General features: G+C 59.2%; 22 protein-coding genes. 8 read left to right on the plus strand and 14 right to left on the minus strand.

The features are described 5' to 3' along the window. Window positions 1–15 precede the first annotated feature (15 nt). Both OIM11_02895 and OIM11_02900 read right to left on the minus strand, forming a co-directional pair. Window positions 16–234, minus strand: coding sequence for a hypothetical protein (locus OIM11_02895; protein ID HJJ00080.1), 219 nt, complete (start codon window positions 232–234; stop codon window positions 16–18). A gap of 86 nt (window positions 235–320) precedes the next feature. Then, window positions 321–932 carry a hypothetical protein gene (locus OIM11_02900; GenBank protein ID HJJ00081.1) on the minus strand — a complete coding sequence of 204 codons (612 nt, stop codon included), beginning with the start codon at window positions 930–932 and terminating at the stop codon, window positions 321–323. 108 nt (window positions 933–1,040) lie between these two features. Here OIM11_02900 and OIM11_02905 point away from each other — a divergent pair, with 108 nt between their 5' ends. Together OIM11_02905 and OIM11_02910 are read left to right on the plus strand one after the other, a co-directional pair. Then, complete coding sequence (locus tag OIM11_02905; GenBank protein HJJ00082.1) at window positions 1,041–1,814, plus strand: DUF364 domain-containing protein; 774 nt, start codon at window positions 1,041–1,043, stop codon at window positions 1,812–1,814. Between the two features lie 129 nt (window positions 1,815–1,943). Then, window positions 1,944–2,408 carry a flavodoxin gene (locus OIM11_02910; GenBank protein HJJ00083.1) on the plus strand — a complete coding sequence of 155 codons (465 nt, stop codon included), beginning with the start codon at window positions 1,944–1,946 and terminating at the stop codon, window positions 2,406–2,408. A 51-nt stretch (window positions 2,409–2,459) separates the two neighbouring features. On the opposite strand, the gene OIM11_02915 is transcribed toward OIM11_02910, so the two are convergent. Genes OIM11_02915 through OIM11_02925 form a run of 3 tightly spaced genes read right to left on the minus strand, consistent with a single transcriptional unit; the run spans window position 2,460 to window position 5,838 of the window. Further along, window positions 2,460–3,695, minus strand: coding sequence for an ABC transporter permease (locus tag OIM11_02915; GenBank protein ID HJJ00084.1), 1,236 nt, complete (start codon window positions 3,693–3,695; stop codon window positions 2,460–2,462). Then, complete coding sequence (locus tag OIM11_02920; GenBank protein ID HJJ00085.1) at window positions 3,682–4,887, minus strand: ABC transporter permease; 1,206 nt, start codon at window positions 4,885–4,887, stop codon at window positions 3,682–3,684. Before OIM11_02920 ends, OIM11_02915 begins: the two co-directional genes overlap by 14 nt. Before the next feature lie 15 nt (window positions 4,888–4,902). Continuing rightward, window positions 4,903–5,838 carry an ABC transporter ATP-binding protein gene (locus OIM11_02925; GenBank protein HJJ00086.1) on the minus strand — a complete coding sequence of 312 codons (936 nt, stop codon included), beginning with the start codon at window positions 5,836–5,838 and terminating at the stop codon, window positions 4,903–4,905. A 164-nt stretch (window positions 5,839–6,002) separates the two neighbouring features. Here OIM11_02925 and OIM11_02930 point away from each other — a divergent pair, with 164 nt between their 5' ends. Continuing rightward, a complete protein-coding gene (locus OIM11_02930) occupies window positions 6,003–6,722 on the plus strand; it encodes a helix-turn-helix transcriptional regulator (GenBank protein ID HJJ00087.1) in 720 nt (239 codons plus the stop codon). 52 nt (window positions 6,723–6,774) lie between these two features. Further along, complete coding sequence (locus tag OIM11_02935; protein HJJ00088.1) at window positions 6,775–7,098, plus strand: hypothetical protein; 324 nt, start codon at window positions 6,775–6,777, stop codon at window positions 7,096–7,098. On the opposite strand, the gene OIM11_02940 is transcribed toward OIM11_02935, so the two are convergent. Both OIM11_02940 and OIM11_02945 read right to left on the minus strand, forming a co-directional pair. Beyond that, window positions 7,095–7,922, minus strand: a complete 828-nt coding sequence (locus tag OIM11_02940; GenBank protein ID HJJ00089.1) for an ion transporter — start codon at window positions 7,920–7,922, stop codon at window positions 7,095–7,097. The genes OIM11_02935 and OIM11_02940 overlap by 4 nt on opposite strands. Continuing rightward, window positions 7,919–9,148 (minus strand): cation:proton antiporter, encoded by a 1,230-nt coding sequence (locus tag OIM11_02945; GenBank protein HJJ00090.1) that lies wholly within the window; start codon window positions 9,146–9,148, stop codon window positions 7,919–7,921. Before OIM11_02945 ends, OIM11_02940 begins: the two co-directional genes overlap by 4 nt. A 109-nt stretch (window positions 9,149–9,257) precedes the next feature. Here OIM11_02945 and OIM11_02950 point away from each other — a divergent pair, with 109 nt between their 5' ends. Further along, a complete protein-coding gene (locus OIM11_02950) occupies window positions 9,258–9,851 on the plus strand; it encodes a hypothetical protein (protein HJJ00091.1) in 594 nt (197 codons plus the stop codon). A gap of 97 nt (window positions 9,852–9,948) precedes the next feature. Next, on the plus strand, window positions 9,949–10,593 hold the full coding sequence (locus OIM11_02955; protein ID HJJ00092.1) for a VWA domain-containing protein: 645 nt from the start codon (window positions 9,949–9,951) through the stop codon (window positions 10,591–10,593). A 229-nt stretch (window positions 10,594–10,822) separates the two neighbouring features. Here the strand turns inward: OIM11_02955 and OIM11_02960 are convergent, their stop codons facing one another. From OIM11_02960 to OIM11_02975, 4 genes are read right to left on the minus strand one after another with little or no spacing between them, the layout of a single operon-like run. Further along, window positions 10,823–12,172 (minus strand): DHA2 family efflux MFS transporter permease subunit, encoded by a 1,350-nt coding sequence (locus OIM11_02960; protein HJJ00093.1) that lies wholly within the window; start codon window positions 12,170–12,172, stop codon window positions 10,823–10,825. A 4-nt stretch (window positions 12,173–12,176) separates the two neighbouring features. Next, window positions 12,177–13,157: an acyl-CoA dehydratase activase gene (locus OIM11_02965; protein HJJ00094.1), complete on the minus strand. Its 981-nt coding sequence runs from the start codon at window positions 13,155–13,157 to the stop codon at window positions 12,177–12,179. Beyond that, entirely contained in the window at window positions 13,154–14,353 is a 1,200-nt protein-coding gene (locus OIM11_02970) for a hypothetical protein (GenBank protein ID HJJ00095.1), read from the minus strand. Before OIM11_02970 ends, OIM11_02965 begins: the two co-directional genes overlap by 4 nt. Next, complete coding sequence (locus OIM11_02975; GenBank protein ID HJJ00096.1) at window positions 14,340–15,359, minus strand: acyl-CoA dehydratase activase-related protein; 1,020 nt, start codon at window positions 15,357–15,359, stop codon at window positions 14,340–14,342. The genes OIM11_02970 and OIM11_02975 overlap by 14 nt, the downstream gene beginning before the upstream one ends. Before the next feature lie 95 nt (window positions 15,360–15,454). On the opposite strand from OIM11_02975, the gene OIM11_02980 reads away from it, so the two are divergent. Both OIM11_02980 and OIM11_02985 read left to right on the plus strand, forming a co-directional pair. Beyond that, the gene (locus tag OIM11_02980; protein HJJ00097.1) at window positions 15,455–17,071 is read left to right on the plus strand and encodes an alanine:cation symporter family protein; all 1,617 of its coding nucleotides are present in this window, start codon (window positions 15,455–15,457) and stop codon (window positions 17,069–17,071) included. A 442-nt stretch (window positions 17,072–17,513) separates the two neighbouring features. Then, window positions 17,514–18,635: a DUF5692 family protein gene (locus OIM11_02985; GenBank protein HJJ00098.1), complete on the plus strand. Its 1,122-nt coding sequence runs from the start codon at window positions 17,514–17,516 to the stop codon at window positions 18,633–18,635. A 149-nt stretch (window positions 18,636–18,784) separates the two neighbouring features. Here the strand turns inward: OIM11_02985 and OIM11_02990 are convergent, their stop codons facing one another. From OIM11_02990 to OIM11_03000, 3 genes are all read right to left on the minus strand, one after another. After that, window positions 18,785–20,842: an FtsX-like permease family protein gene (locus OIM11_02990; GenBank protein HJJ00099.1), complete on the minus strand. Its 2,058-nt coding sequence runs from the start codon at window positions 20,840–20,842 to the stop codon at window positions 18,785–18,787. Further along, window positions 20,832–21,539 carry an ABC transporter ATP-binding protein gene (locus OIM11_02995; protein ID HJJ00100.1) on the minus strand — a complete coding sequence of 236 codons (708 nt, stop codon included), beginning with the start codon at window positions 21,537–21,539 and terminating at the stop codon, window positions 20,832–20,834. The genes OIM11_02990 and OIM11_02995 overlap by 11 nt, the downstream gene beginning before the upstream one ends. Window positions 21,540–21,645: 106 nt before the next feature. Next, window positions 21,646–21,783, minus strand: coding sequence for a hypothetical protein (locus OIM11_03000; protein ID HJJ00101.1), 138 nt, complete (start codon window positions 21,781–21,783; stop codon window positions 21,646–21,648). Window positions 21,784–22,052 lie beyond the last annotated feature (269 nt).

Consider the following 22,052-nt stretch of genomic DNA (forward strand, 5'->3'; position numbering starts at 1 on the left):
GAAGAAGAGCGTCGCCTATTGCTCCGTCCATGTTTGGTCAACGGGGAAGACGGAGCTTGCGAGCATACCCACGGCTTCGAGGGGGTCGATGGGGTAACGGCCCAACATGAGGGATATGGCGACTATCACGATGACGGCGATGCCGAGACCGACGATGATGGCATCTGCTCGTCTGTTCGATTGCGACTTGCCCACGGCAAGAACGCGCGTGTTCTCAGATGTGATGTCCCTCATTAACTATACTTAGAAAACAATAATTACGATGAAGGATTATATATCATAAAGAATAAATTAATCGAAGAACTATTCTCTGGATGGTTCTATTCCGCTAGCTGACGTTTGACCAATTCCGCGTCTTGCCGGGTGGGCGCAATGCGTAGGACGCCGCCCCATGTTTCGGCAAAAAGGGATTCAGCGCGTTTGGCAAAGGTCTCTCGAACCACCACGAGCGCGTCTTTCATACCCACGCAAGGTCCATTGCGCAGCAATCTCATTGCCTCGATAAGGCCCGACTCATGGTCGAGCTCGAGGCGTCCCAGCTCGTCGATGACCAGGAGCTTGCGCCTCCTGTCGCCTTCCGCTCGTTTCTTGATCGAGAGAAGGTGCTCGTTCACGCGTGCGATGGCGGCATCGTCTATATGCCAACCCAAGCCGACTCTGCCAGCCTGGCTCAAGTCGGCATACATGCCGTTTGCGCGCGCGATATCCGCACGCTGGGCGAAGGGGACCGTGACGTTGTCGGGCAGGAGAAGGTTGCTTATTCCGAGCTTTTCGTAGCCCTGGTCGTTGGCGGCATTCGTGCTCGATTCGACCCAGATGCCCGGGGCGATTACGCCATAGCACGCGATGCCAAGGCGGGAAAGGTCATCCGCGAGGCGCTCGAGCCATCGGCTCTTCCCGATTTGAACGTTGCCGGTAAGAATGAATAGCACTGATGACCTCTATTGTCGAAATATTATCCTTTATAGGATATTATAGTTTTATTAATATAGTCTAAGCAAGAAAGCCAGAAGACAATCATGTGCATGGAGGTGCCCGTTATGCCTTGGACCCTGTACGACGAATTGATTGCAGGAGTACCTGGAGATGTGCTCGTCACCGATTACTGCTTGGGGGCAAACTGGAGCTACGTGGAGGCGGAGAGCGGTTTGGGCGTCTCCTACACCTGCCGCGGTGGTGCGAGAAGATCGAGGAATTCGCGGAATTTTCGTGGCCTGCCGCTCAGAGAGCTTGCCGGCCTTTCCAAGTCCTGGCGTTTCGAGGAGGCCACGCTTGGAATCGCGGCGCTTAACGCATGGTATGCCCAAAGGACGTGCGTTGACGAACTCGGAGCTATGCACGATGAGCCTGTCGAGCTGCCTGATGGGTCCATACGCAAGAAGGACGCCTTCGAGATGATGCGTCCACGTATCGAAGCCCAGGCAGATGCTCGCGTGGTGGTGATTGGTCATTTTCCGCATGTGGATAGAATTGCGGAATATGCCGAGCTGACAGTTTTGGAACGCAATTGCCGCGATGACATCGATATGCCAGACCCTGCTTGCGAATATGTGCTGCCTCAAGCAGATTTCGCCTTCATCACCGGAGTGACGCTGGAGAACAAGACCGCCCCTCGTCTGCTTGAACTCGCAAAGGAGGCCTTCGTGACGATGGTCGGTCCTTCGGTTGTCATGGGGCAGCCCCTGCTCGATGCAGGCGCCGACATGATGGCTGGCAGCATCGTCATGGATCCCGACCTGGTCAGGCATGCCGTGAAATCGGGCGGCGGAATGCCGTTTGGAAGCGCCTTGCAAATGGTGGCGATTACGAAGTAGGGGCGCATTTCCTCGCCTGCAATGACTGGTGGGACGATTTGACCCTTGACTTGGAGTTGGCTTGAGGTGCTATAAGGTTTCCGCTTGACGGTGGAGTGCATGCTCTTCTCTCGATGAAAGGAAACGACAATGGAGAGCATCCTTGTGGCATATTTCAGCGCGACGGGCACGACCAAGCGGGCTGCCCTGGCGCTGGCTGATTATCTGAGCGCGGACACCTTCGAGATTGTTCCGGAGGTTCCCTACTCCTCGGCGGACTTGAACTGGAATGATCACCAGAGCCGGTCAAGCAGGGAGATGGACGACGAGGGCTCGCGTCCTGGCATCGCCGGGCAAGTCGATGACATGGGCGCATACGAAACCATCTACGTGGGCTTTCCCATCTGGTGGTACGTGGAGCCGCGTATCATCGACACGTTTCTGGAATCCTATGACATGGCGGGCACGACTATCATTCCCTTCGCCACGTCCGGAGGAAGCGGTCTGGGGAAGACCGCTCAGCACATGCAGGGAGTTTGCCCGCAGGCAATTGTCGAGCAAGGCTTCATGCTCAACGATTATTCAGCAGACAAGCTCGCATCACTGTTTAGATAAAGGTGCCGAACGACTGCCGTGCTCAAGGCGAAGACGCGGGCGTTCCTCCGATCACACGAAAGCAGAAGCTTCGGCGGCGCGATTTCCGCCAGCTTCCGATGTCTGCAGGCGTTTGCGTCCGGCGACGAGCGAGACGCATAGCAGCGCCAGGGCGAAGAGCAGCAGCACGCCGACGTGACCGAGGACGAGCCCCAAGGTAGCGGAGTCCATGATGGCGGGGGCATGTGCGGCAGCCGAGCACGCCGACGAGTACCAGTATCCCGGCAACAGGTGTGCCAGCGTCACGATTTCGGGTGTCATGAGGTCAAGGGAGATCCACGCGCCTCCGAAGAACGAGATCACCATGCCGACGATGTTGCCCGTCGCGTTGCAGACGATGCCGTTTGCCCCGACCTGTCCAAGCAGGAAGCCAAGCGCAAGGGGCACCATGCAATAGGCGAGCATGCTCAGGGCACACAACGCGAGGCCGCCGGGTTCAATCTGGGCAGCCGCGTCGGGAAACGCGACGAGGCCCAGGCAGAACGTCCATGCCCATGCAAGTAAGGTGACGGCCATGCAGGCCGCGCCCAATTGCAGGTTGTAGGAGGCGAAGCTCAGCGGTGACGAGAGGTTGCGACGGCGCACGTCGACGCGACCGAGCGTGGTCACGAGAAGTCCCACGCACACGGTGATGCCGGCAAAGAGCGTGTAGGTACTCCACTGCAGGTAGAAGACGAAGCGATCGGATTTCGAAATGGCGGTCGATTGCTCGATTACCGCAACCTGGGCCTGTTCGGACGAGTAGTCCGCAGCACGATCGATGACGTCTGCCATGGGCATTTCGGGGCTGGTCATGGCAAGTGAGCGCACCATGCCCAGAAATCCATTGACGCTTTGGTCAACGAGCTCGCCTTCCATGGAATAGTAGCTGAACACCGTCTCCATGGCGGGGATGTCTTCACCGGCATGCGATGCCTCGGCGAAGTTTGCCTCGTAGCCTTCGGGAATGATGAGCAGGTAGTCGGTGGTGCCCTTGGCTACGGCATCCTGGATGGCTAGTGGCGTGTCTTCAACGACGACCTGCGTTCCGTGTTGTGCGAGCTGGCTTGTGATGGCATCGGACAACTCGCTGCCATCGCGGTCGATGACGGAGAAGTTGCAGCTATATCGTTCTAGGCCGTTCTCGTTCATGTCGAAGTCGAATGACGCTGCCATGAAGATGCCCATGAAGCTGAGTCCGATGATGTAGATGATGGGAAAGACGATGTTGCCGCGTATGATGCGCATGGCGCACTTAAAGACTTGCATAGCGCTGCCTCCTCAGGGATTGCGCCGACAGCGCGAACAGGACGAGTGCCATGACGAGCAGGATGGTCAGGTGGCCTGCCATGGGTGCGAGCGAGTCGTAGTACATGATGCTGTAGAACGCCTGGGATATCTGGACGGCGGGGTTGACGTAGTCGAGTACGGGGAAGTTGGCCGAAATCATGTCGGCGAGCTCCATCGTGGGCTCGCCATAGAGGCCGGCGAAAAGCGACGCGAAGCAGACGATGCCGGTGAGGATGCCGCTCTTGCCGCTTTCGGGAACCTTGGGAATGGCGGAGATAGCGCACCCCAACGCCGTGGCCGTGAGCGCCGCAATCGCCGTCGTGAGCAGGCAGGCGCCATCGCGTCCTCCAAAGTCGACTCCGGCGACGTATCGCATGTAGAGATACGTGACGCACAGGCAGGCAAAGGTGATGGTCCAGCTCGCGCCCACGGTTGCGGCCACGGTGCGCCCGTGACTCGTCGCGCCGAGTGCCCTGCGCGCGCCAAGGGACGAAGTATTGGGCTTGAGGCGCTGAAACGCGATCATCCCAAGGGTGCCGCCGAAGAGCGCGGCCATGCCGAGCAATGCGAAGTAGAAACGCACGGATTCTTTCGGCTGGTTTGCCGTGACCGTCGTCTGGACCGTCGCCTCGATGGGCTCGGTCATGGATGTGAGGGTTTCCGCCATGTCTGGCTGGGCGAGCAGACTGGGATTACCACTCATGAGGTCACGTATCATGGCGGCATTGGCGACGTAGTTATCCATCGCCATGATGAGGACGGAGGTTTTCAGCTGCTCCATGCCGGTCAAGTCGCTGACGCTCGTCACGTGGACATCTGGGGTGCCCTCCGAGAGCTGCACGTAGCCGACGTAAGGGCTTTCTCCCGCCATGTTCTCCTCGACAAGGGCCAGGGCCTCCTCGGCGTTCGGGGCATAGGTGATGGCGAAGAGGGGCTCCCCGTCCTCGTCATCGCTCAGGGCATCGAGAAAGGCCTGGAACGATTGGCCGTCGACGTCATCGGCGGGGTTGACCACGACGAGGGGTATGGGGTCGATTTCGGCTTGGTCGTCGAGAGGTCCGAACATCATCATGAAGACGGTCGACAAGATGAGGGGGAAGGCCAGCGCCCAGACGAGCACGCCGGGCATGCGCACCAGCTCGAGAATCGTGTATTTGAACGTGTTCCACATGGGGCATCACCTGCGCTAGTCGCGAAGCTCGCGGCCGGTGATTTCCAGGAACACGTCGTTGAGCGTCGGCGGCTCGGCCCAGATGCGCCCGGCGCGCACATGGGCCTTCGCGAGCTCGTCGAGCACGTCCGCGACGTTATGTTCGCCGTTCTCGCAGGTGATGGAGAGCTGGCCGGCATCGTATTGAGCACCCAACACATGGGGGAGGGATTGGATGCGCACGAGCGCACCCTCGGGCACCTCGGCCTCGATGACGATCTTCTCGCCCGCGGCGACGATTTGCTTGAGCTCCTCGTTGGTGCCGCACGCGAGCGTACGACCCTTGTCCATGATCATGATGCGCGTGCAGATTTCCTCGACTTCCTCCATGTAGTGACTCGTGTAGACGATGGTCGAGCCATTTGCGTTCATCTGCTTGATGCCATCGAGAATCGACGCACGGCTCTGCGGGTCGACCGCGACCGTGGGCTCGTCGAAGAAGACGAGCTCGGGCTTGTGGGCGATGCCGCAGGCGATGTTCAGGCGCCTGAGCAGACCGCCGGAGAGCTTCTTGGGATGGGATTTCTCGTAGTCCTCGAGACCGACGAATTCGATGGCCTCGCGCACGAGCTTCTTGCGCGTCGCGCTGTCACTCACGTATAGCCCACAGAAGTAGTCGATGTTCTCGCGCACGCTGAGTTCCTCGAATACGGCGACGTTTTGCGGGACGATGCCGATCTTCCGCTTCAGGTCGTAGCTCGACTGCGTCATGGGCTGTCCAAACAGGCAGATTTCCCCGCGGTCATAGGTAAGCAGCTGGAGTATGCAGTTGATGGCGGTGGTCTTGCCGCTGCCGTTTGGTCCGAGCAATCCGAATATCTCACCACGTTCGATTTTCATGGTGAAGTGGTCGAGGGCGATCATGCTGCCATAGCGCTTGACCAGATCGACTACCGAAACGATGTCTTGCATGTCCTTCTCCCGACATGTCCGAGGGGTCCGAATGCCTTCATTTAATCTTCTGAGATGCGCGGAGTAAACATGACATTTGTCATAGGTTTGCAAATGTCCCGCTCAGGGGCATGCGCGGGAGCTGTGTGGGGTGGCATGGCGAGGGGAGCGGTATAATTGCCCTCATGGAAGAATACGTCGACGAAATCATCCTAATGGCCGCCTGCGTGGCCACATCGCTTCTCGTTGCCGATGCGAATCTTGTCATTGTTGGGCTCCTGCTTTCCGTTGCGCTCGTGAGTATATGCAGCATTGCCACGACTCCCTATCGCAATGTGGCTCAGGTCACTTTCCTCGTTTGCGCACTCGTTCTTTCTCCTGCGTTTTTCTTTCTGCCGGTTTGCGCGTACGTCATGCTGCATGAGCGCAGGTGGCTTTTGCGCGTCATTTGGGTCGCGCCGCTCGTGGCCGCGTTCTGTCTTGGATTGGTGTCGTCTGTCGGGTGTGCGGCAAGCCTGCTTGTTTGTGCCGCCGCCGTGTTACTCGGCGTAAAGGATGCGCGCGTGCGTGCGGGATACGCGGGCATGCAGTTCGCCTTCGACGATTTGCGCGAGCGTAACCTCAAGTTGCTTGCCGATCATGATGCACGGCTGACGGGCAAGGAAACCGTCGGTACCGAAGTAGCTGCGCGGGATGCGCGATTGGAGGCAATGGGGCCGTTCGGTAGTCTCACGGAGCGCGAATATGCGGTGGCCAAGCTCGTTGCCGAGGGCATGGACAATCGCGATATCGCGGCGAGTCTCTTCTTGTCCGAGGGCACGGTGCGCAACCACATCAGCTCGATTCTCGGCAAGCTCGAGCTGAGCAACCGCACTCAAATTGCCATCATGTACTACAAGAGCTAGTGGGACAAATGGACAGGTCATTTGTCCCATTTCGATTTCGACAGGAGCGGCAATGAAGTTTCTAGAGGCGATTGAGAAGAAAGTTGACGAAAAACGGGCGAAGTGGGATGCCCAGGGGCCATCGGACTTCGACGCGTGGGATAGCGCCGAGCTTGAGTACATGGAGGATGCGCGTGACGAGCTCATGCGCGGCATCGAGCCAGAGGCCGTGTACGAGAGGCTCAAGGCCGAGCTTCCCGAGCTCGAAGACCGGGTCGCGGGCGAGGAGGCGTGCTACACCTTCGATTGGTACGACGACCACCATTACGAGAAGGTCTTCTCTGGCCGCCTTAAGGCCTGCCGTGTCCTCTTGGAGCTTTACGAGAAGGGGCGCTAGCCCTCATCATCTTGCTCGCCATCGGTCGTGATGGGTGCGCGTCCGTTTCGCTGCGCGCGGAACTCCTCGACGAATCCCGCCGAGAAGATGCCCGCCGGTATGGCGACGATGGCGATCGAGAGAACCATGACGACAAAGCCGATGACCCTCCCCAGGGCGGTAATGGGAACGAGATCTCCGTAGCCGGTGGTCGTGATCGTTGTCATGGCCCAGTATATGCCGGTCAGGATGCTGTCGAAAGCTTCGGGCTGTACGGCGTGCTCCGCTTCGTACATGAGCACGCTTGCGGCGATCGTAAGCAATGCGAGCACCATGAAGGCGGCGATGATCTCCTGGCGACGATTCCTGATGACAGCGCCGATGGTGCGCAAGCCGCGCATGTAACGCGAGATCTTGAAGAGACGGATAAGGCGGATGATGCTGATCGCATCTCGTATCGCGGGTGACATCGGCACGAAGAACATGATCCATGCCGGGACGAAGGACAAGAGGTCGACGATGCCCATGGGAGACACCATGTAACGCAGACGCGCCTTTGGTGGCGAGAGACGGGGGCGCACCTTGTCGGCTATCCAGATGCGTGCCGCGTACTCGCAGGCGAACACGCATGACGAGATGATGCTGAGCACGAGGATGGGGCCGTCGAAGGCGGAAGACAGCCAGTCGTTCGGAATGCACACGAGGATGGCGTTTGCGACGATGCAGACGTAGATGACGCCACAGACCACCTTGCCACCCGTCGATGCTTTGGCTGGATACTCGAGCGCGAGGAAGAGCCACTGCTTGAGGCGGCGTTCCTCTCGCCTGCTAGACGTGTCGCTCATATGTCATCCTTTCGAGGCGTGGCATCCTCTCCCGGCTCATCTGGCGCTGGACCCTTGATGTGCTTGAGCGCAAACGAGGCAAGCAGCGGCATGAGGAAGACGGTGAGGCCTCCGGCAGCGACGAGAAGCGAGGCGATATCCGCGGACATCGCGCCTGCTCCTGTTGCGATATTCGTGATGGCGACGATGAGGGGAAGGGCCGTCGTGCAGTAGAACGCAACCGTCGCACGACTGTGGCCGTCCATGTCGCGCGTTTCGGGCGAAATGCGCAAGGCGACGTATATGGGCAGTGCGCGCACGGCCAGCAGCGCGACGATGAACAAGACAAGCAGCAATGGGTATTCGGCCACGGCCATGGGGTTGATGGCCATGCCGCTCACGACGAAGAACAGGGGAATGAAGAATCCGTAGCCGATGCCGTTGAGCTTGTGCTCGAGTCCTCGGTCGCCACCGGGAAGCAGGAAGCGCAGCACGAAACCCGCGGCGAAGGCACCGAGCACGATGTCGAGATCGAACAAGGCCGACACCATGAGGAGGCCGACGAGCAGCACCATGACGAAACGAACGGTGATCTGGGCGTTCGTATCCCGGTTTCTCTCGAAGAATCCGGGGAGGTGCATGCCGTTTTCCCAGATTCGTTTGGGAATCAACGCGGCGGCGACGGCGACCAACGCAAATGCGGCAAGAATCGCCAAGGTCACCCAGGTCTTGCGCGTTGACAGGATGAGGGCGATGACGATGATCGGGCCAATCTCGCCCCAGGTTCCGTATGCGAAGATGGATTTGCCGATGCGCGTGCCCACGAGGCCACGCTCGTGCAGGATGGGAACGAGCGTGCCAAACGCCGTGGTGGTAAGGGCAATGGCTGCGGCAAGCCATCCGATTTGGTTTGATTGGAAATCGGGAGTGGCGATACAGATCACCATCGCGATAGCCAAAGTGACAAGCCAGGTAAACAATCCATGGCGACCTTGCTTGCCCGTCAGTTCCTGCGGGTTTATCTCATAGCCCGCGAGGAGGAACAGGAAGCCGAGACCGAGGTCGGAGACAAGCGTGATCGCTGCATCAGGCTGTGCAATGGCAAACACGTGAGGGCCGATTAGCATGCCCGCAATGAGAAGAAGGACGGTTTCAGGGACCATCCGATTGGGGACGAGAGCCGAGAGAATCGGGGCGAGAAGCGCGACCACGACTATGCAGAACAGCGATACAAGGTCTGCTTCCAAGGTGAGCGCCCCCTATGGCTCGACGGTACGATCGAGGGTGATTATAGCAGCGCCACATATGGCAAAATGAGACAGTTGCTCAGAGACGTTGTCTCATTTTAGGAGGGCCATGTTCCGACGCAGAAAACGCAAAGCCGAGCTGCTTGGCAAGATAAGGCGCTATATCGCCGATGTGTATGTCGGCGAGCAGCCCCCTGCAGCGCAACTTGCGAGCATGCCACAGGCAACGATGGCCAGCGCCACGGCTGAGATGACTGACGACACCTTCACGGGTTCCCTCGAAATCACTGGTGCATTCGATGCCGTCACACCTGGCGATCTTGGCAATGCAATGCCCCCAGGATTAGCCGAGCGCCTCTCCCGTCTTGACGAGTCGTTTGCCCAAACGGTGCTGCGCCTCATAGACGAACGGGGCCTGCGTGATGCCACGGTATACAAACGTGCGAACATGAGCCGCCAGCTTTTCGCGAAAATCCGCAGAGATGACAATTATCGCCCCACCAAGAAGACGGCTTGCGCGTTGGCTTTCGCGTTGCGACTTCCCTACGAAGACGCTCTTGCCCTGCTCTCCCGCGCCGGCTTCACGCTGTCCCACAGCTCCAAATTCGATGTCATCGTCGAATACTGCCTCTTGAACAACATCTACGACATCAACCAGGTGAACATGGTGCTTTACGAGTTCGACCAGCAACTTCTGGGATAAGCCCATTCGCCCCGCGCGATGTCCCCTCGTGGTTTACCTATGCGCTCGTTCCGCGGCGTAGAGTCTTCTTCGTCAAATGCCAACGAAGGAGGCAGCCATGAAGATGAAGGACTATACCGAGCTCGTGTTCATCCTCGACCGTAGCGGCTCGATGGGCGGACTGGAGAGAGACACCATTGGCGGATTCAATTCCGTGCTACGCAAGAACAAGGAGCAGGAGGGCGATGCCATTGTCTCGACGGTCCTTTTTGACGATCGCATCGAAGTGGTTTGTGACCGGAAGCGTATCGAGGACGTCGCGCCCATCACGGACAAGGAGTACTACGTGCGCGGGTGCACGGCCTTGCTCGACGCGATGGGTGGTGCCATTCAGCACGTGAGCAAGGTGCAGAAAACGCTGCCCAAGCACCATCGAGCAAAGAGCGTCCTCTTCGTCATTACGACCGATGGCTACGAAAACGCAAGCCGCGGGTTCACGTATCCGCAGGTGAAGAAGCTCATCGAGAAGAAGCGCAAGAAGGGCTGGGAATTCGTCTTCATGGGCGCGAACATCGATGCCGCCGCCGAAGCAGCCCGCATCGGAATTTCCGCGGACCGCGCGGCCACGTATCATGCCGACGAAATAGGCACCCAGGCCGTCTATGCATCGATGGCGACTGCCTGCTGTCAGCTCCGCTCGGATGCGGGCATCACGGGTTCGTGGAAGCTCGAAATCGAGGAGGACATGGCCAGCAGGGCATAGGGGCGAACGAGACAGATGCCCTGTCCGATGTGTCTTTTCCGTGTGGCAGGAATCGTCACTTTTGGCGCACGAGATGATGAGTCGGACCTCTTCTGGCACATTATCAGGCAAGTTTGACGACTTGTGGTACATCCGATGTGCCACAAGTCCCAAAACGCGTCACGGCCGACGAACCGAGGCGCATGTCGTGTTCTCCTGAGACAGATGTACCTGTCCAATGTGTCTCATTTTATGACTTGAGGTCGCGTACGAAGAAGACGGAGCAGATGAGCACGCCTACGGCAAAGAGGGCAGACAGCCCGAGCGCCAGGTTGTAGCCGAGGGCGCCACCTACCACCGAGATGAGCAGCATCATGAGCGCCGTGCCAAACGAGGCGCATGCCTGGCGCACGGTCGTGAAGAAGGCCGAACCATCGATCATGTTTTCGACGGGTAGCTTGTGCATGCCCCAGGAGTTGAGGGGCCCGATAATTGAGCTCACGCCAATGCCGCGCACGACCTGTAACGCCGTGATGAGCCAAAACGGCGTATCGGCGGTGATGAAGGCCATGGCGCCGCTGCCGGCAACGAGCAGAAAGGCGGAGACCACGATGACGGGACGCGGACCGATCTTGTCGCTCAGTATGCCGGCGAGCGGGTTGAAGGCCGCTGCGAGTATGGTGGTGGGAAGGAAGACGAGGCCCGCATCGACGGGCGTCATCTGCGCCACGTTCACGATGAAGAGCGGCAGGATGAGCGTGATGCCCATGAACGATGCGTTGAGAAGATTCTGCGCGATGAAACTCACCACATAGGTATGCGATTTGAAGATGGACATGTGAATGAGCGGGTGCTTGATGCGACGCTGGCGCAGGACGAACCACGACACGCAGACGATGCCCACCACGAGACCCGTCCAGATGGCGGGATCCGTTATCGGACGGTACGCGGCGGTGGAAAAGGAAAGGAGCACGCAACCAAAGCCAACGGTCGAGAGAAGCGCGGAGAGGTAATCAAGGTGCGCATCGTGCATCTGGTGCTCGCGTTTGCGCACGAAGGCGAGTGTCACGAGTGCCAACACGACGATGATGCCCGAGAGAATCCAGAAAAAGCTGCGCCATCCCCACGAGTCCACGAGCAGGCCGCCGAAGAGCGGGCCGATATTGGGTGCGAAGCCAAGTGCGATGCCGGCAATGCCCATGGCCGTCGCGTTTTGGCCGGGCGGAAAGCGCGTCATTGCTATGGTCTGCATGACGGGCAGCATGATGCCCGCGCTGATCGCCTGAAGCACGCGTGCGAAGAGCAATATGCCGAAGTTCGGCGAGAAGGCGGCGATGACGGCACCGACAAGCATGAACGCCAGGGCCACGAAGATGAGCGTGCGCACCGAGTGGCGTCGGGCAAGGTGGGTCACGAGCGGTACGGTGACACCGATGACGAGCATGTAGATGGTGGTGAGCCACTGGCTGACGCTCTCCGGCGTGCCGAAGCTCTCCTGCACGCCGGAGAGCATGGAGTTCATCGAAGTCTGCGTGAGCGCGCCAAGCGCCGCCGTCAGAGTGACGATGGCGAACATCGCATATGTGCGACGATTGTCCATGTACCTACTTCGCGATTGCGCCGCGTTCGCAGCGATTGCCCCAAGAGTCTATAAGCTCGTTATCACGATACACGCAAATAATATCACAATGATTGGCACAATGTCCACATTCTACTTCGCGGGTGACGAACTCGAAGTCGAGCGCGGCCTCGAAGTCGAAGGTTCCGCCGGCGAAGGGCCCCTCATCCGTTGCGGTGGCGGGGCCGGCATCGGCGGCGAGCAGGGCGACACCATAGGCTCCCATGAGATGCCCGTCCGGATCGACGATCACGGGCATGTCCAGAAGCTCCTCGAAGGCACGGACGACGCCGACGTTCTTGCTCACGCCGCCCTGAAAGACGGCGGGCCCCTCGATCTTCTTGCCCTTGCCCACGTTGTTGAGATAGTTCGAAGCGACCGCATGGCAGAGACCGGCGATGATGTCCTCGCGTGAGTAGCCCACCTGAATCTTGTGGACGAGGTCGCTTTCGGCAAACACCGTGCAGCGGGCGGCGATGTTGGCGGGCTTCTTGGAGGTGAGCGCAATCTCGCCGAATTCCTCGACCTCCACGCCGAGGCGGTGCGCCTGGCTCGAGAGGAACGAACCCGTACCGGCAGCACACAGCGTGTTCATCGCGTAGTCAACGGCAATGCCATCGGAGACGATGATGATCTTGGAGTCCTGGCCGCCGATTTCGAAGATGGTGCGCACATCCGGATGCAGGTGCGTGGTGCCGACCGCGTGAGCCGTGATCTCGTTCTTGATGACGGAGGCGCCGAGCATCGAGCCTACGAGACGACGTGCGCTACCCGTGGTGCCTGCGCTGACGACGCGTGCATCGTCCTCGTCAATTTGCTTGCGCAGCTCGGCGATGACGCGCTTGGCGGCGCCGGCTGGGTCGCCCTCCGTCCAGAGGTAGGAGCGGGCGATGATTTCGTGATTGTCGTCGATGATGACGCCCTTCGTGGAAATGGAGCCGATATCGATTCCGATGTTGCAGTTCATGAGTGGGACTCCTTCTTCATGGCGAGCATGTCGTAAAACGCCTCGAGGCGCGTGTCCAGGCCCGTGTCGCTTGTCTGGGCATCGTAGGTGAGATAGAGGGTGGGGATGCGGTAATCCGAGCTGATGCGTTGGAGCACGGGTTCGCAGTCGATCTCGGGCGTGCACCCGGCCGACTTCGCGTGGACGATGCCGTCGAAACCGCGCTCGGCATAGCGTCGTGCGGCAACGATGGTCATGGTCGAGGTGGGGCCCATGTCGTAGAGCAGGTACTCGCCCGCGCTCACGCGCAGGTTGGGCTCGTTGTAGTGGATGAAGCGATGGGTGAGATTGAGGTAGCGGTGAATCTCCGTGCGCATGCTCAACAGCTTTTCGTCGAGTCCGAGGTTGGAGCGTTCATCGAACGCGGTGAAAAGCTCGCCGACGATGCCGATGCGAATGGGATTGGCTGGCTTGTCGATGGGAAGCCCGCGCATCGCATCCATGCAGCGCTTGTACGCCTCGTTGATGTCATCATCGCACGCGGCGGCATTAAGGTCATCCATATAGGCATCCCAAACGCGCTTGAACGAGCCGCGCTCGCACTCGAACCCGGCATGGGCGAGGTAGTAATCGCGCGCATCGTCGAGCTTCTTTGCCATGTTCGCCACCGCTGCGAGCTGCACGACGGCATGGGGGATGTTGATGTCCGGGTTGACCTTCTTGAGGCAGTCCTTGGCCCAGCCGAGGGGACCCTGGTCGTTGTGCTCGGAGAAGTTGAGCATGACGAAGTCATAACCGGCGTCGCGCAAGATGGACTCCTGGAGCTCGCCGTAATAGCCCAGACGACAGGGCCCGCCAAACTGGACGAGCACGTTGGCACCCTGGTCAAGGGCCTCGATGAAGTCACCGAGAATGTGCTTGAACGGCGTGCAGACGTAGTCGGTCGAGAGACGTTCGCCGAGCTCGATGGTCTGCCGCGTTGCGGTGGGAAGCGGCAGGAACTCGGCATCGAGAACGCGTTCGGTGAAGAATCTGAACGCAGGCTCGTAATAGCCATACCTGAAAAACGCGACCTTCGTCATCTTGTGGCGCTGCTTTCTGAGCGCCTTGCGCTGACGTTTCTCGCGCGATTTGTCGGTGATGAGCTGAGAGGGGCGCTTGGAATCACCTTCGACGGTGATTTTGGAACGCACGCCTTCGTGTTCAGCGCTCGGCACGAATGTAACCTCCTCTGCGTTGGAACTGCAGGATGTCGATGAAACTCTCGAGGCGCGTCTGGATGCCGGCCGTGCCCGTCTGCGCGTCGATCATGAGGTTGAGGATGGGGACGCCTCGTATGCAGCGCATGATCGCGTCATCGGTCATGGAATCGGGACCGCAGGGAAACGCGCTGATCAAGATGATGCCGTCGATTCGGTCCTTGAGCATGAGGATGGAGCCGATGAGCTCGCGGCTGATAATCCACGGCATGGTTGACGAGAAGTCGAGGCTCGCCTTGTACGATTTGGCGTGATCGGTCTCGCAGGCAAAGAGCGGCATGCATTCGAGCTGCGTGAGCGATCGAATGATGTCGCCGGCCATGTACTGATCGAACGCGATATAGGGATGCGCGACGACGAGGATGGAGAGCGGTGCCTGCTCGGCTCTGGCGGGATCTTTGGCAACAATGCCTCGATACTCGTCCATGAGCTTCAGGACATCCTCCTGGCGCTGCGCTTGCTGCCCGTCGGCTTCTTTCTGTGCGCGCAGGGCCTCCTTGAAGGCGTGCTTGGACTCCTTGCGCGATGCGCCCAGACGCTGCCCCAACTCGACGAAGGCGGCTTGCGTCGCCTTGATGTCGCTGACGTTTTCCACGAGCAGCGATATGACGCGCAGCTCGGTGCGGAAGGTGTTGCGGACGAGGTCCGTCATGGACTGGAACTTGGTGCAGAAGCCGCGGTGCATGTCGCAGCTGGCATAGCAGGGGACGAAGACCGCGTCACATCGCCCGATGAGATTGACCACGTGACCCATGAAGATTTTGGATGCGAGACAGGTCTCATCCACCGAGCGCGCGATGCCGTTATCGACGATGGCCTTGTCGGTCTCGTCGCTGATGACGACTGTCTTGCCGAGCGCTTCGAAGAAGGTCTGCCACAGTACGCCGTAGCGATACTGCAGGAGGGCGCGCGGAATGCCGATGACATGTATGTCGGCCAAGTCGGCATAGGCTGAGGTTCTCATGATGGCTCTTTGTCCCACTTTCGCTTCGTTTTGTCGCTTGCTCTTTTAAGAATATAATAGGGCATTACTGTGAACAGGGGAGACGGAGAGACCACATGGAAGATCTCAACAGCCTACTCGTGGCTTTTACGGGCACGATCGATGACTTCATGTACACCTACATCCTGGTAATTCTTCTTGTTGCGACGGGCATATGGTTTACCATCCGCACGCGCTGCGTGCAGATTCGCTACATCAAGGACATGTTCACGAACCTCGTGGGCAAAAGCGTCACGGCCGATACGCAGTTCTCCGACGACGTCGAGAACAACGTCGATACGGGCAAGCTGCCCAAGGCTCCGGGCGCTGCCAACGAGCACGGCAGCACGGCCTATGCGGACACCACGAAGCCCAAGAAGCAGCGTCGCATCTCGTCGTTCCAGGCGCTCATGGTTTCGACGGCCTCACGCGTTGGCACGGGCAACATCGTCGGCATCGCGACGGCGATTGCGATTGGTGGCCCGGGCGCCGTTTTCTGGATGTGGCTCATGGCCATCATCGGCGCGGCATCGGCATTCGTCGAGTCGACGCTTGCCCAGATCTGGAAGGTGCGCAACCCCGACGGCACCTTCCGCGGCGGTCCCGCATACTACATTCAGCTTGCTCTTGGTAAGCGCTGGCTCGGTATCGTCTTTGCCGTGGCCCTCATCCTCTGCTTTGGCCTCGGCTTCAACGGCCTGCAGACGTACAACATGGCTTCGGCTATCGACTACTACGTCATCGAAGGTCATGAAACCGTCGTCAACGCGATTATCGGCCTCTTCGTCGTCGTGGCCGTTGCCGTTGTCATTTTCGGTGGCGTGCACCGCATCTCGGTCATCACTTCCTGGATCGTCCCCATCATGGCCGGTGCCTACATCCTCATCTCCATCTGGACCTGCGTTTCCAATTTGGGTGATGTTCCCGCGGCACTCGGGCTCGTCTTCGGGCAGGCTTTCGATTTCTCGTCGCTTGCCGGTGGCTTTACGGGCTCGATGATCATGTGGGGTATCAAGCGTGGCCTCTTCTCGAACGAGGCCGGCATGGGGTCGGCACCTAATGCGGCGGCCACCGCCGACGTTTCGCATCCCGTGAAGCAGGGCCTCGTCCAGAGCCTTTCCGTCTATATCGACACGCTTGTGATCTGCACCTGCTCGGCGCTCATGATGCTCATCTTCTGCGTGCAGCAGCCCGATACCGTCGCGGCGCTCGTCGCATCCGACAGCTTCAACGGCATCGATTTCGTGCAAATGGCGATGGCCAATTCGATCGGGCCGCTCGGCATCCACTTCATGACGGCGTGCATCATCCTGTTCGCGTTCTCCTCCCTTGTGGGCAACTACTTCTACGCCGAAGGCAATATCCTGTTCATCAAGGACAGCAAGGCCGTGCTCGTCGTGTTTCGTCTCTTCTGCCTGGCGGCGATCTTCTTTGGTGCCGTGAACAACTTCAGCCTGGCATGGAACCTCGCCGATATCTTCATGGGATTCATGGCCATCATTAACCTTGTGGCGATTCTGCTATTGGGCAAGTGGGCCATCAAGGCGCTCGATGATTACACGGCACAGCGCAAGCAAGGCGTGAACCCCGTGTTTTGCGCGCAGAACATTCCCGGCATGCCCAAGACCATCTGGTGGACGCATGACACGAATTGCGCTTGCCCGACGCATCTGCCAAAGACTCCGAGTGCCTGACCTGGTTCGCGGCTGCTCTGCCAAAGATAGCGGTCACTGACCGCGATTCTTGGCAGGGTCGTGCGGCCCCCGCATTCTCTCGAGCCATCCCAAATCAGCCAGCTTGAAATGTGACAGGGGTCTGACCCCTGTCACATTGAGTTAAGCGTCAAAGTGGGACAAGGGGACAGGTCGTTTGTCCCGCTTCTGGCGGGGTCGGCGATGATTGTCGGCCCCGTTTTGTTTGCTAACGCTATCTTTTCCGTGAATAAAAAGTCGCTAAGGTGGCTTGCAACTCACAACAAGAGAGAGTATCTTGTACGATGTCAAGATAAATCCGTGAACGGTTCTAATTTTTTGGTAAATGGACTTCAAAGCGTATGTGCCAATGAAGGTGGCACACCTGGCCGGGATGATTGCAGAGAAGTCGTAAAAGGGAGACCAAGGTAAAGGAGGGATTGAAATGTTGTTTGACGTTTACGGTCCTAATGCCGCCTTTCAATGGTCAGGACTTTTCATGGTGCTCATTGCACTCATCCTGCTCAACGAGGTGGCTCGCCGCTGGAAGGCCGGAGGAATTTTCTTCTTCTTCGGTGTATGCGGCGCGATGACCATCTATTGCATTGCCGTCGAGGTCGGTGCCGCCATGGGTGCCGAATGGGCGCTCAATAACCCCACGTATACATCCATGGGTGGGTGGTTCCACTATGCCAAGGTGTACGCGGCAACGGCCGGTTGCATCGGCTTCATGATGCTCAAGTACAGCTGGGGAAAGATTGGCCGCTCGCACTGGTTCAAGGCGTTCCCGTTCGTGATCGTGGCCATCAACATCCTGATCGCGGTTGCGAGCGACTTCGAGAGCGCCATCGTCGCCTGGGATTCGAGCTTCGTCACCGACGAGGGCGTCCTGCTCAACGGCGGTATCTTCAACGTGCTCAACGGCTGCGCGGGCCTGCTCAACATCCTGTGCATGACCGGCTGGTTCGGCATCTACATCTCCAAGAAGCGCCAGGACATGCTGTGGCCCGACATGACGTGGGTCTTCATCATTTCCTACGACCTCTGGAACTTCTGCTACACCTACAATTGCCTGCCCACCCACTCCTGGTACTGCGGTATCGCGCTGCTCGTCGCGCCGACCATCGCGGGTCTCATCTGGAACAAGGGTGGATGGATCCAGAACCGCGCGTTCACGCTGGCCATCTGGTGCATGTTCGCGCAGATGGTGCCGATGTTCGCCAACGACTCCATCTTCGCGGTGCAGTCCGTGAACGACCCGGCGGTCAATACCGTGGTCGCCTCTATCGCGCTCATCGCCAATATCGCGGCTCTCAGTTATGTCATCTACCGCTCCAAGAAGCTTGGCGTCAATCCGTACAAGCATGAGATTTGGGTTGGCACCAAGGAGTACAAGGAGGCCATGGCCCGTCGTGCTCCTGTCGCCTACCTGCTCGAGACCGAGCCCAAGAGCGCCACGCCGGCAGAGATCGACGAGATGGTCGAGTACGCGGAGAGGCCCGTGCTTCCCGATCCCACCAAGGTTGACATGGAAATTGAGGTTGTCACGTATGTAAAGCGCGAGTAGGAAGTTAACAGTCCGGGGGTCTCATTCCCCCTCATTCTGGGAAGCCGGCATTAGAACTGATGCCGGCTTCCTTTTCTTCTACCCGTGTCTGTTGACGACGTGACAAAACCGCCCCGGCGACTTTTGTCACCATGCTGTCACATTTTTTGCTACGAGATGGCCTGCTTGACGCTTGTCCTGCTGGTCAGGTAGGTGATGAGCATGTAGCCACCGTATATGGCGACGACGAGGCATGCTGCCATGACGATGGAGGGGAACAAATCGCGCCCGAGAGCCGCGAAAAGCGATTCGGAGAGGACGACGATGGCGCATGCCGAGTGGCAGACAGCCAGGGCCAGCGGTGCGACGAAATAGATCACGACCTGCTCGAACAGCGAACGGGTAAGCATGCGGGTATCACAGCCGAGCTTCGAGAGCAGGCGGTAGCGGCCAAGCGAATCGATGGTAAGCGAGAGCAGCTGGATGGCGAGCACGGCTGCGGTCGTGATGAGCAGCACGAGGCCGATGTAGACCGCGAGGTAGGTGATCATGACGCGCAGGCCACTTGCCTGGCCGACCATCTGCTCGCGCGTGATGGTGATGGATACGCCCGGCGCATCGACGGCCTCGACAGCGCTGATGAACGTGTCTTCCACATTCGAACGAGACGCGTACATGACGTTCACGTACGTCGCGTCGGGAGTTTCGGTTTGGGCCAAGGCGGCGACGACGTCGTCGGGGACCACCATCGTGAGGGCATTGCTGAGCATGTCGAAGTCGCTGAGCTGGGACTTATCGACACGGTTTACTGGCGTAAGATCGCCAGCTGGCGTGGGAAGCGGCATATGCTGCGCCACGACCGCATCGGCGATGTTCTGCGACGCCGACATGCTGTTGGTGACGAGGTATTCGCCAGATGACAGCGTCACGGGCTGCTTGTCGTTCAGGGCGAGCATGTCGTTGAACTGCGTAAGGCCAACAACCTGCACGCCTTGGTTCAACATCGAGGTGCTGCTCATGGCATCCGAAAGGTGCGTGTTGACAGCGTCCATGAGTTCGCCATAGGTCATGTCGGGAAGCCCGTAAAAGTCGAGCTGCGAGCTGGCGGCGACGAGCGTGTCCCAATTGGCGACATGCTGCTGCAAGTATGCGCTCGTCTGGCTGATGTCGGCATCGACGGGCTTCTTCGTACCCTTGCCGTTTTCGTATACGGTTTCCTCGCCGTACGCGATGATGCTCGCATCGTAGGGATTGGCTTCGTCAATGTCACCGGTAAACGCGTCAATGAGGCCCAGGCCGGTGGCAAAGGTGGTGATGGCGAAGAAGAGCAGCACGCACACCACCCAGATGGAGACGAACGACGTGTTGAACTTCGAGGCTACCTGACGCGTGGTGAAGGGGCGCAGACGCTTGAAGTACACGCCGCGCAGGCGCGTGAGCACGGCGATGGCAAAGCCGGAAAGCGAGAAGAAGAACAGCAGCGAACCCACGAGCATGAGCACGGTCGCACGCTGGAACTCGGCATCGAACAGGAGCGTCATGCCGTTGACGTCAAGTTGCCAGTATGCGAGCCCGATGAGGATGAGCGACACGATGAAGAGCACGAGGCACACCCACGGATTGCGGATGATGATCTTCTGTCGCTTGGTCTTGGCGCCGATGAGGTCGATGAGCTTGCAGCGACGCACGGTGATGACGTTGAAGATGGCGACCACGATGTAGATGGCGGCAAAGCACGCAAGCGTCGCGATGCAGGCGATGGGCGAGAAGCTGAACTGGTACTGTGGCATGGCGATGCCGAAGAGCGCCGCCGTGGCAAACGAGAGCAGCTGCGAGATGAGCACGCCGAGGGCAAGGCCGAGGACGAGCGAGCCCAGACCGATGAAGATCGTCTCGTAGAGCAGGATGCGCGATACCTGGCCGGGCTTCATGCCGAGCACGAGGTATATGCCGAATTCGCGCTTGCGCCGGCTGATGAGTAGCTGGTTGGCGTAGATGACGAGAAAGCCCAACACGAAGGCGACGACGACGGAGAAGGTGTTCATCATGTAGCCGGTGAACTCCACGACGTTCGTGTTATCGGACGCCGCGATGTCGTGCATGACCTGCTGGTCACCCACGGAGTTGAACGCGTAGAACACGGTGACGGCGATGAGGAGCGTGACGAAGTAGATCGCGTAGTCACGAAGCGATCGCCGCATGTTGCGTACGGCGAGTTTAAGCAGCATGGTATGCCTCCCCGCCGAGGAAGGTCACGACCTCCATGATGCGGGCGAAGTACTCCTCGCGCGAAAGCGAACCCTGGCGGATCTCGTTGAAGAGCTTGCCATCGGACAGGAAGAGCACGCGGTCGGAGAATGACGCCGCGTACGCGTCGTGCGTGACCATGAGAATGGTCGCGTTGAGGGACTTGTTGAGCATCTCGAGCGTCTCGAGCATGATGGTCGCGTTGCGCGAGTCGAGGGCGCCGGTGGGCTCGTCGGCCAGGATGAGGGAGGGGTCGGCGACGATGGCGCGTGCGGCGGCGACGCGCTGCTTTTGCCCACCGGACATCTGGTTGGGGTACTGCTTGAGCGACTCGGTGACGTTGAGCGTGCGCGCGATGTCCTGGACGCGCGCGGTGATGGTCGCGGGACGCGTGCCCTTGATGGTGAGGGCGAGCGCTATGTTCTCCATGCCGGTCAGCGTGTCGAGCAAGTTGGAATCCTGGAAGATGAAGCCGAGCTCGTCGCGACGGAACGCGGAGAGCTTGCCCTTCGACATCGTGGTGATGTCGCTTCCGTTGATGAGGATGCGCCCGGAGGAGGGGCGATCGATGGTGGAGATGCAGTTGAGCATCGTCGTCTTGCCCGAGCCCGACGGACCCATGATGGCGACGAACTCGCCACGTGCGACGTCGAAGCTCACGCCAGCCAGTGCGTACATGAGGTTTTGCCTGCCGCCGTAGACCTTCTCGACGTTACGCACGCAGAGGATGGGGGAGGAGGCCGACGAGGAACCCGTCACGCTGGCAGACGGAATTGCGGTTACTTCAGACATGGATTCCCCTTCCCGTGCGCGGAACTTTGACCGAGGCGTATGCGAGCATGCCCGCGACAAGCGCTGCTGCCACGAGTGTAACTGCTCCGACGCCCTTCGTTACCGTGGATAAGACTTTCGTAGCCTTCATGGGATGACCTTTCGCATAGCGGTTGCCGAACATCCCCTATGGTGCAACGTGCGGATTACAGCTGCCATCGAAGCGGCTTACGTGCGACTTACAAGTTCGTAAGGGCAGGGGAGCCGGCGGAGCATACGCCAAGCTTGCCAGTCGATTGCACCCGAAGCTCGAAAACGCTCGGCTGCTGCGGAACTCGCGCGCAAGATCAGCGCGCTCAGACAGTCCTCGCAAGCCCGCCTCGCGTTTTTGTCGCTTCTGCAATCGGGACTGCGCTTGGC

The organism is Coriobacteriaceae bacterium (genome assembly GCA_025992705.1).
Classification (GTDB): domain Bacteria; phylum Actinomycetota; class Coriobacteriia; order Coriobacteriales; family QAMH01; genus QAMH01.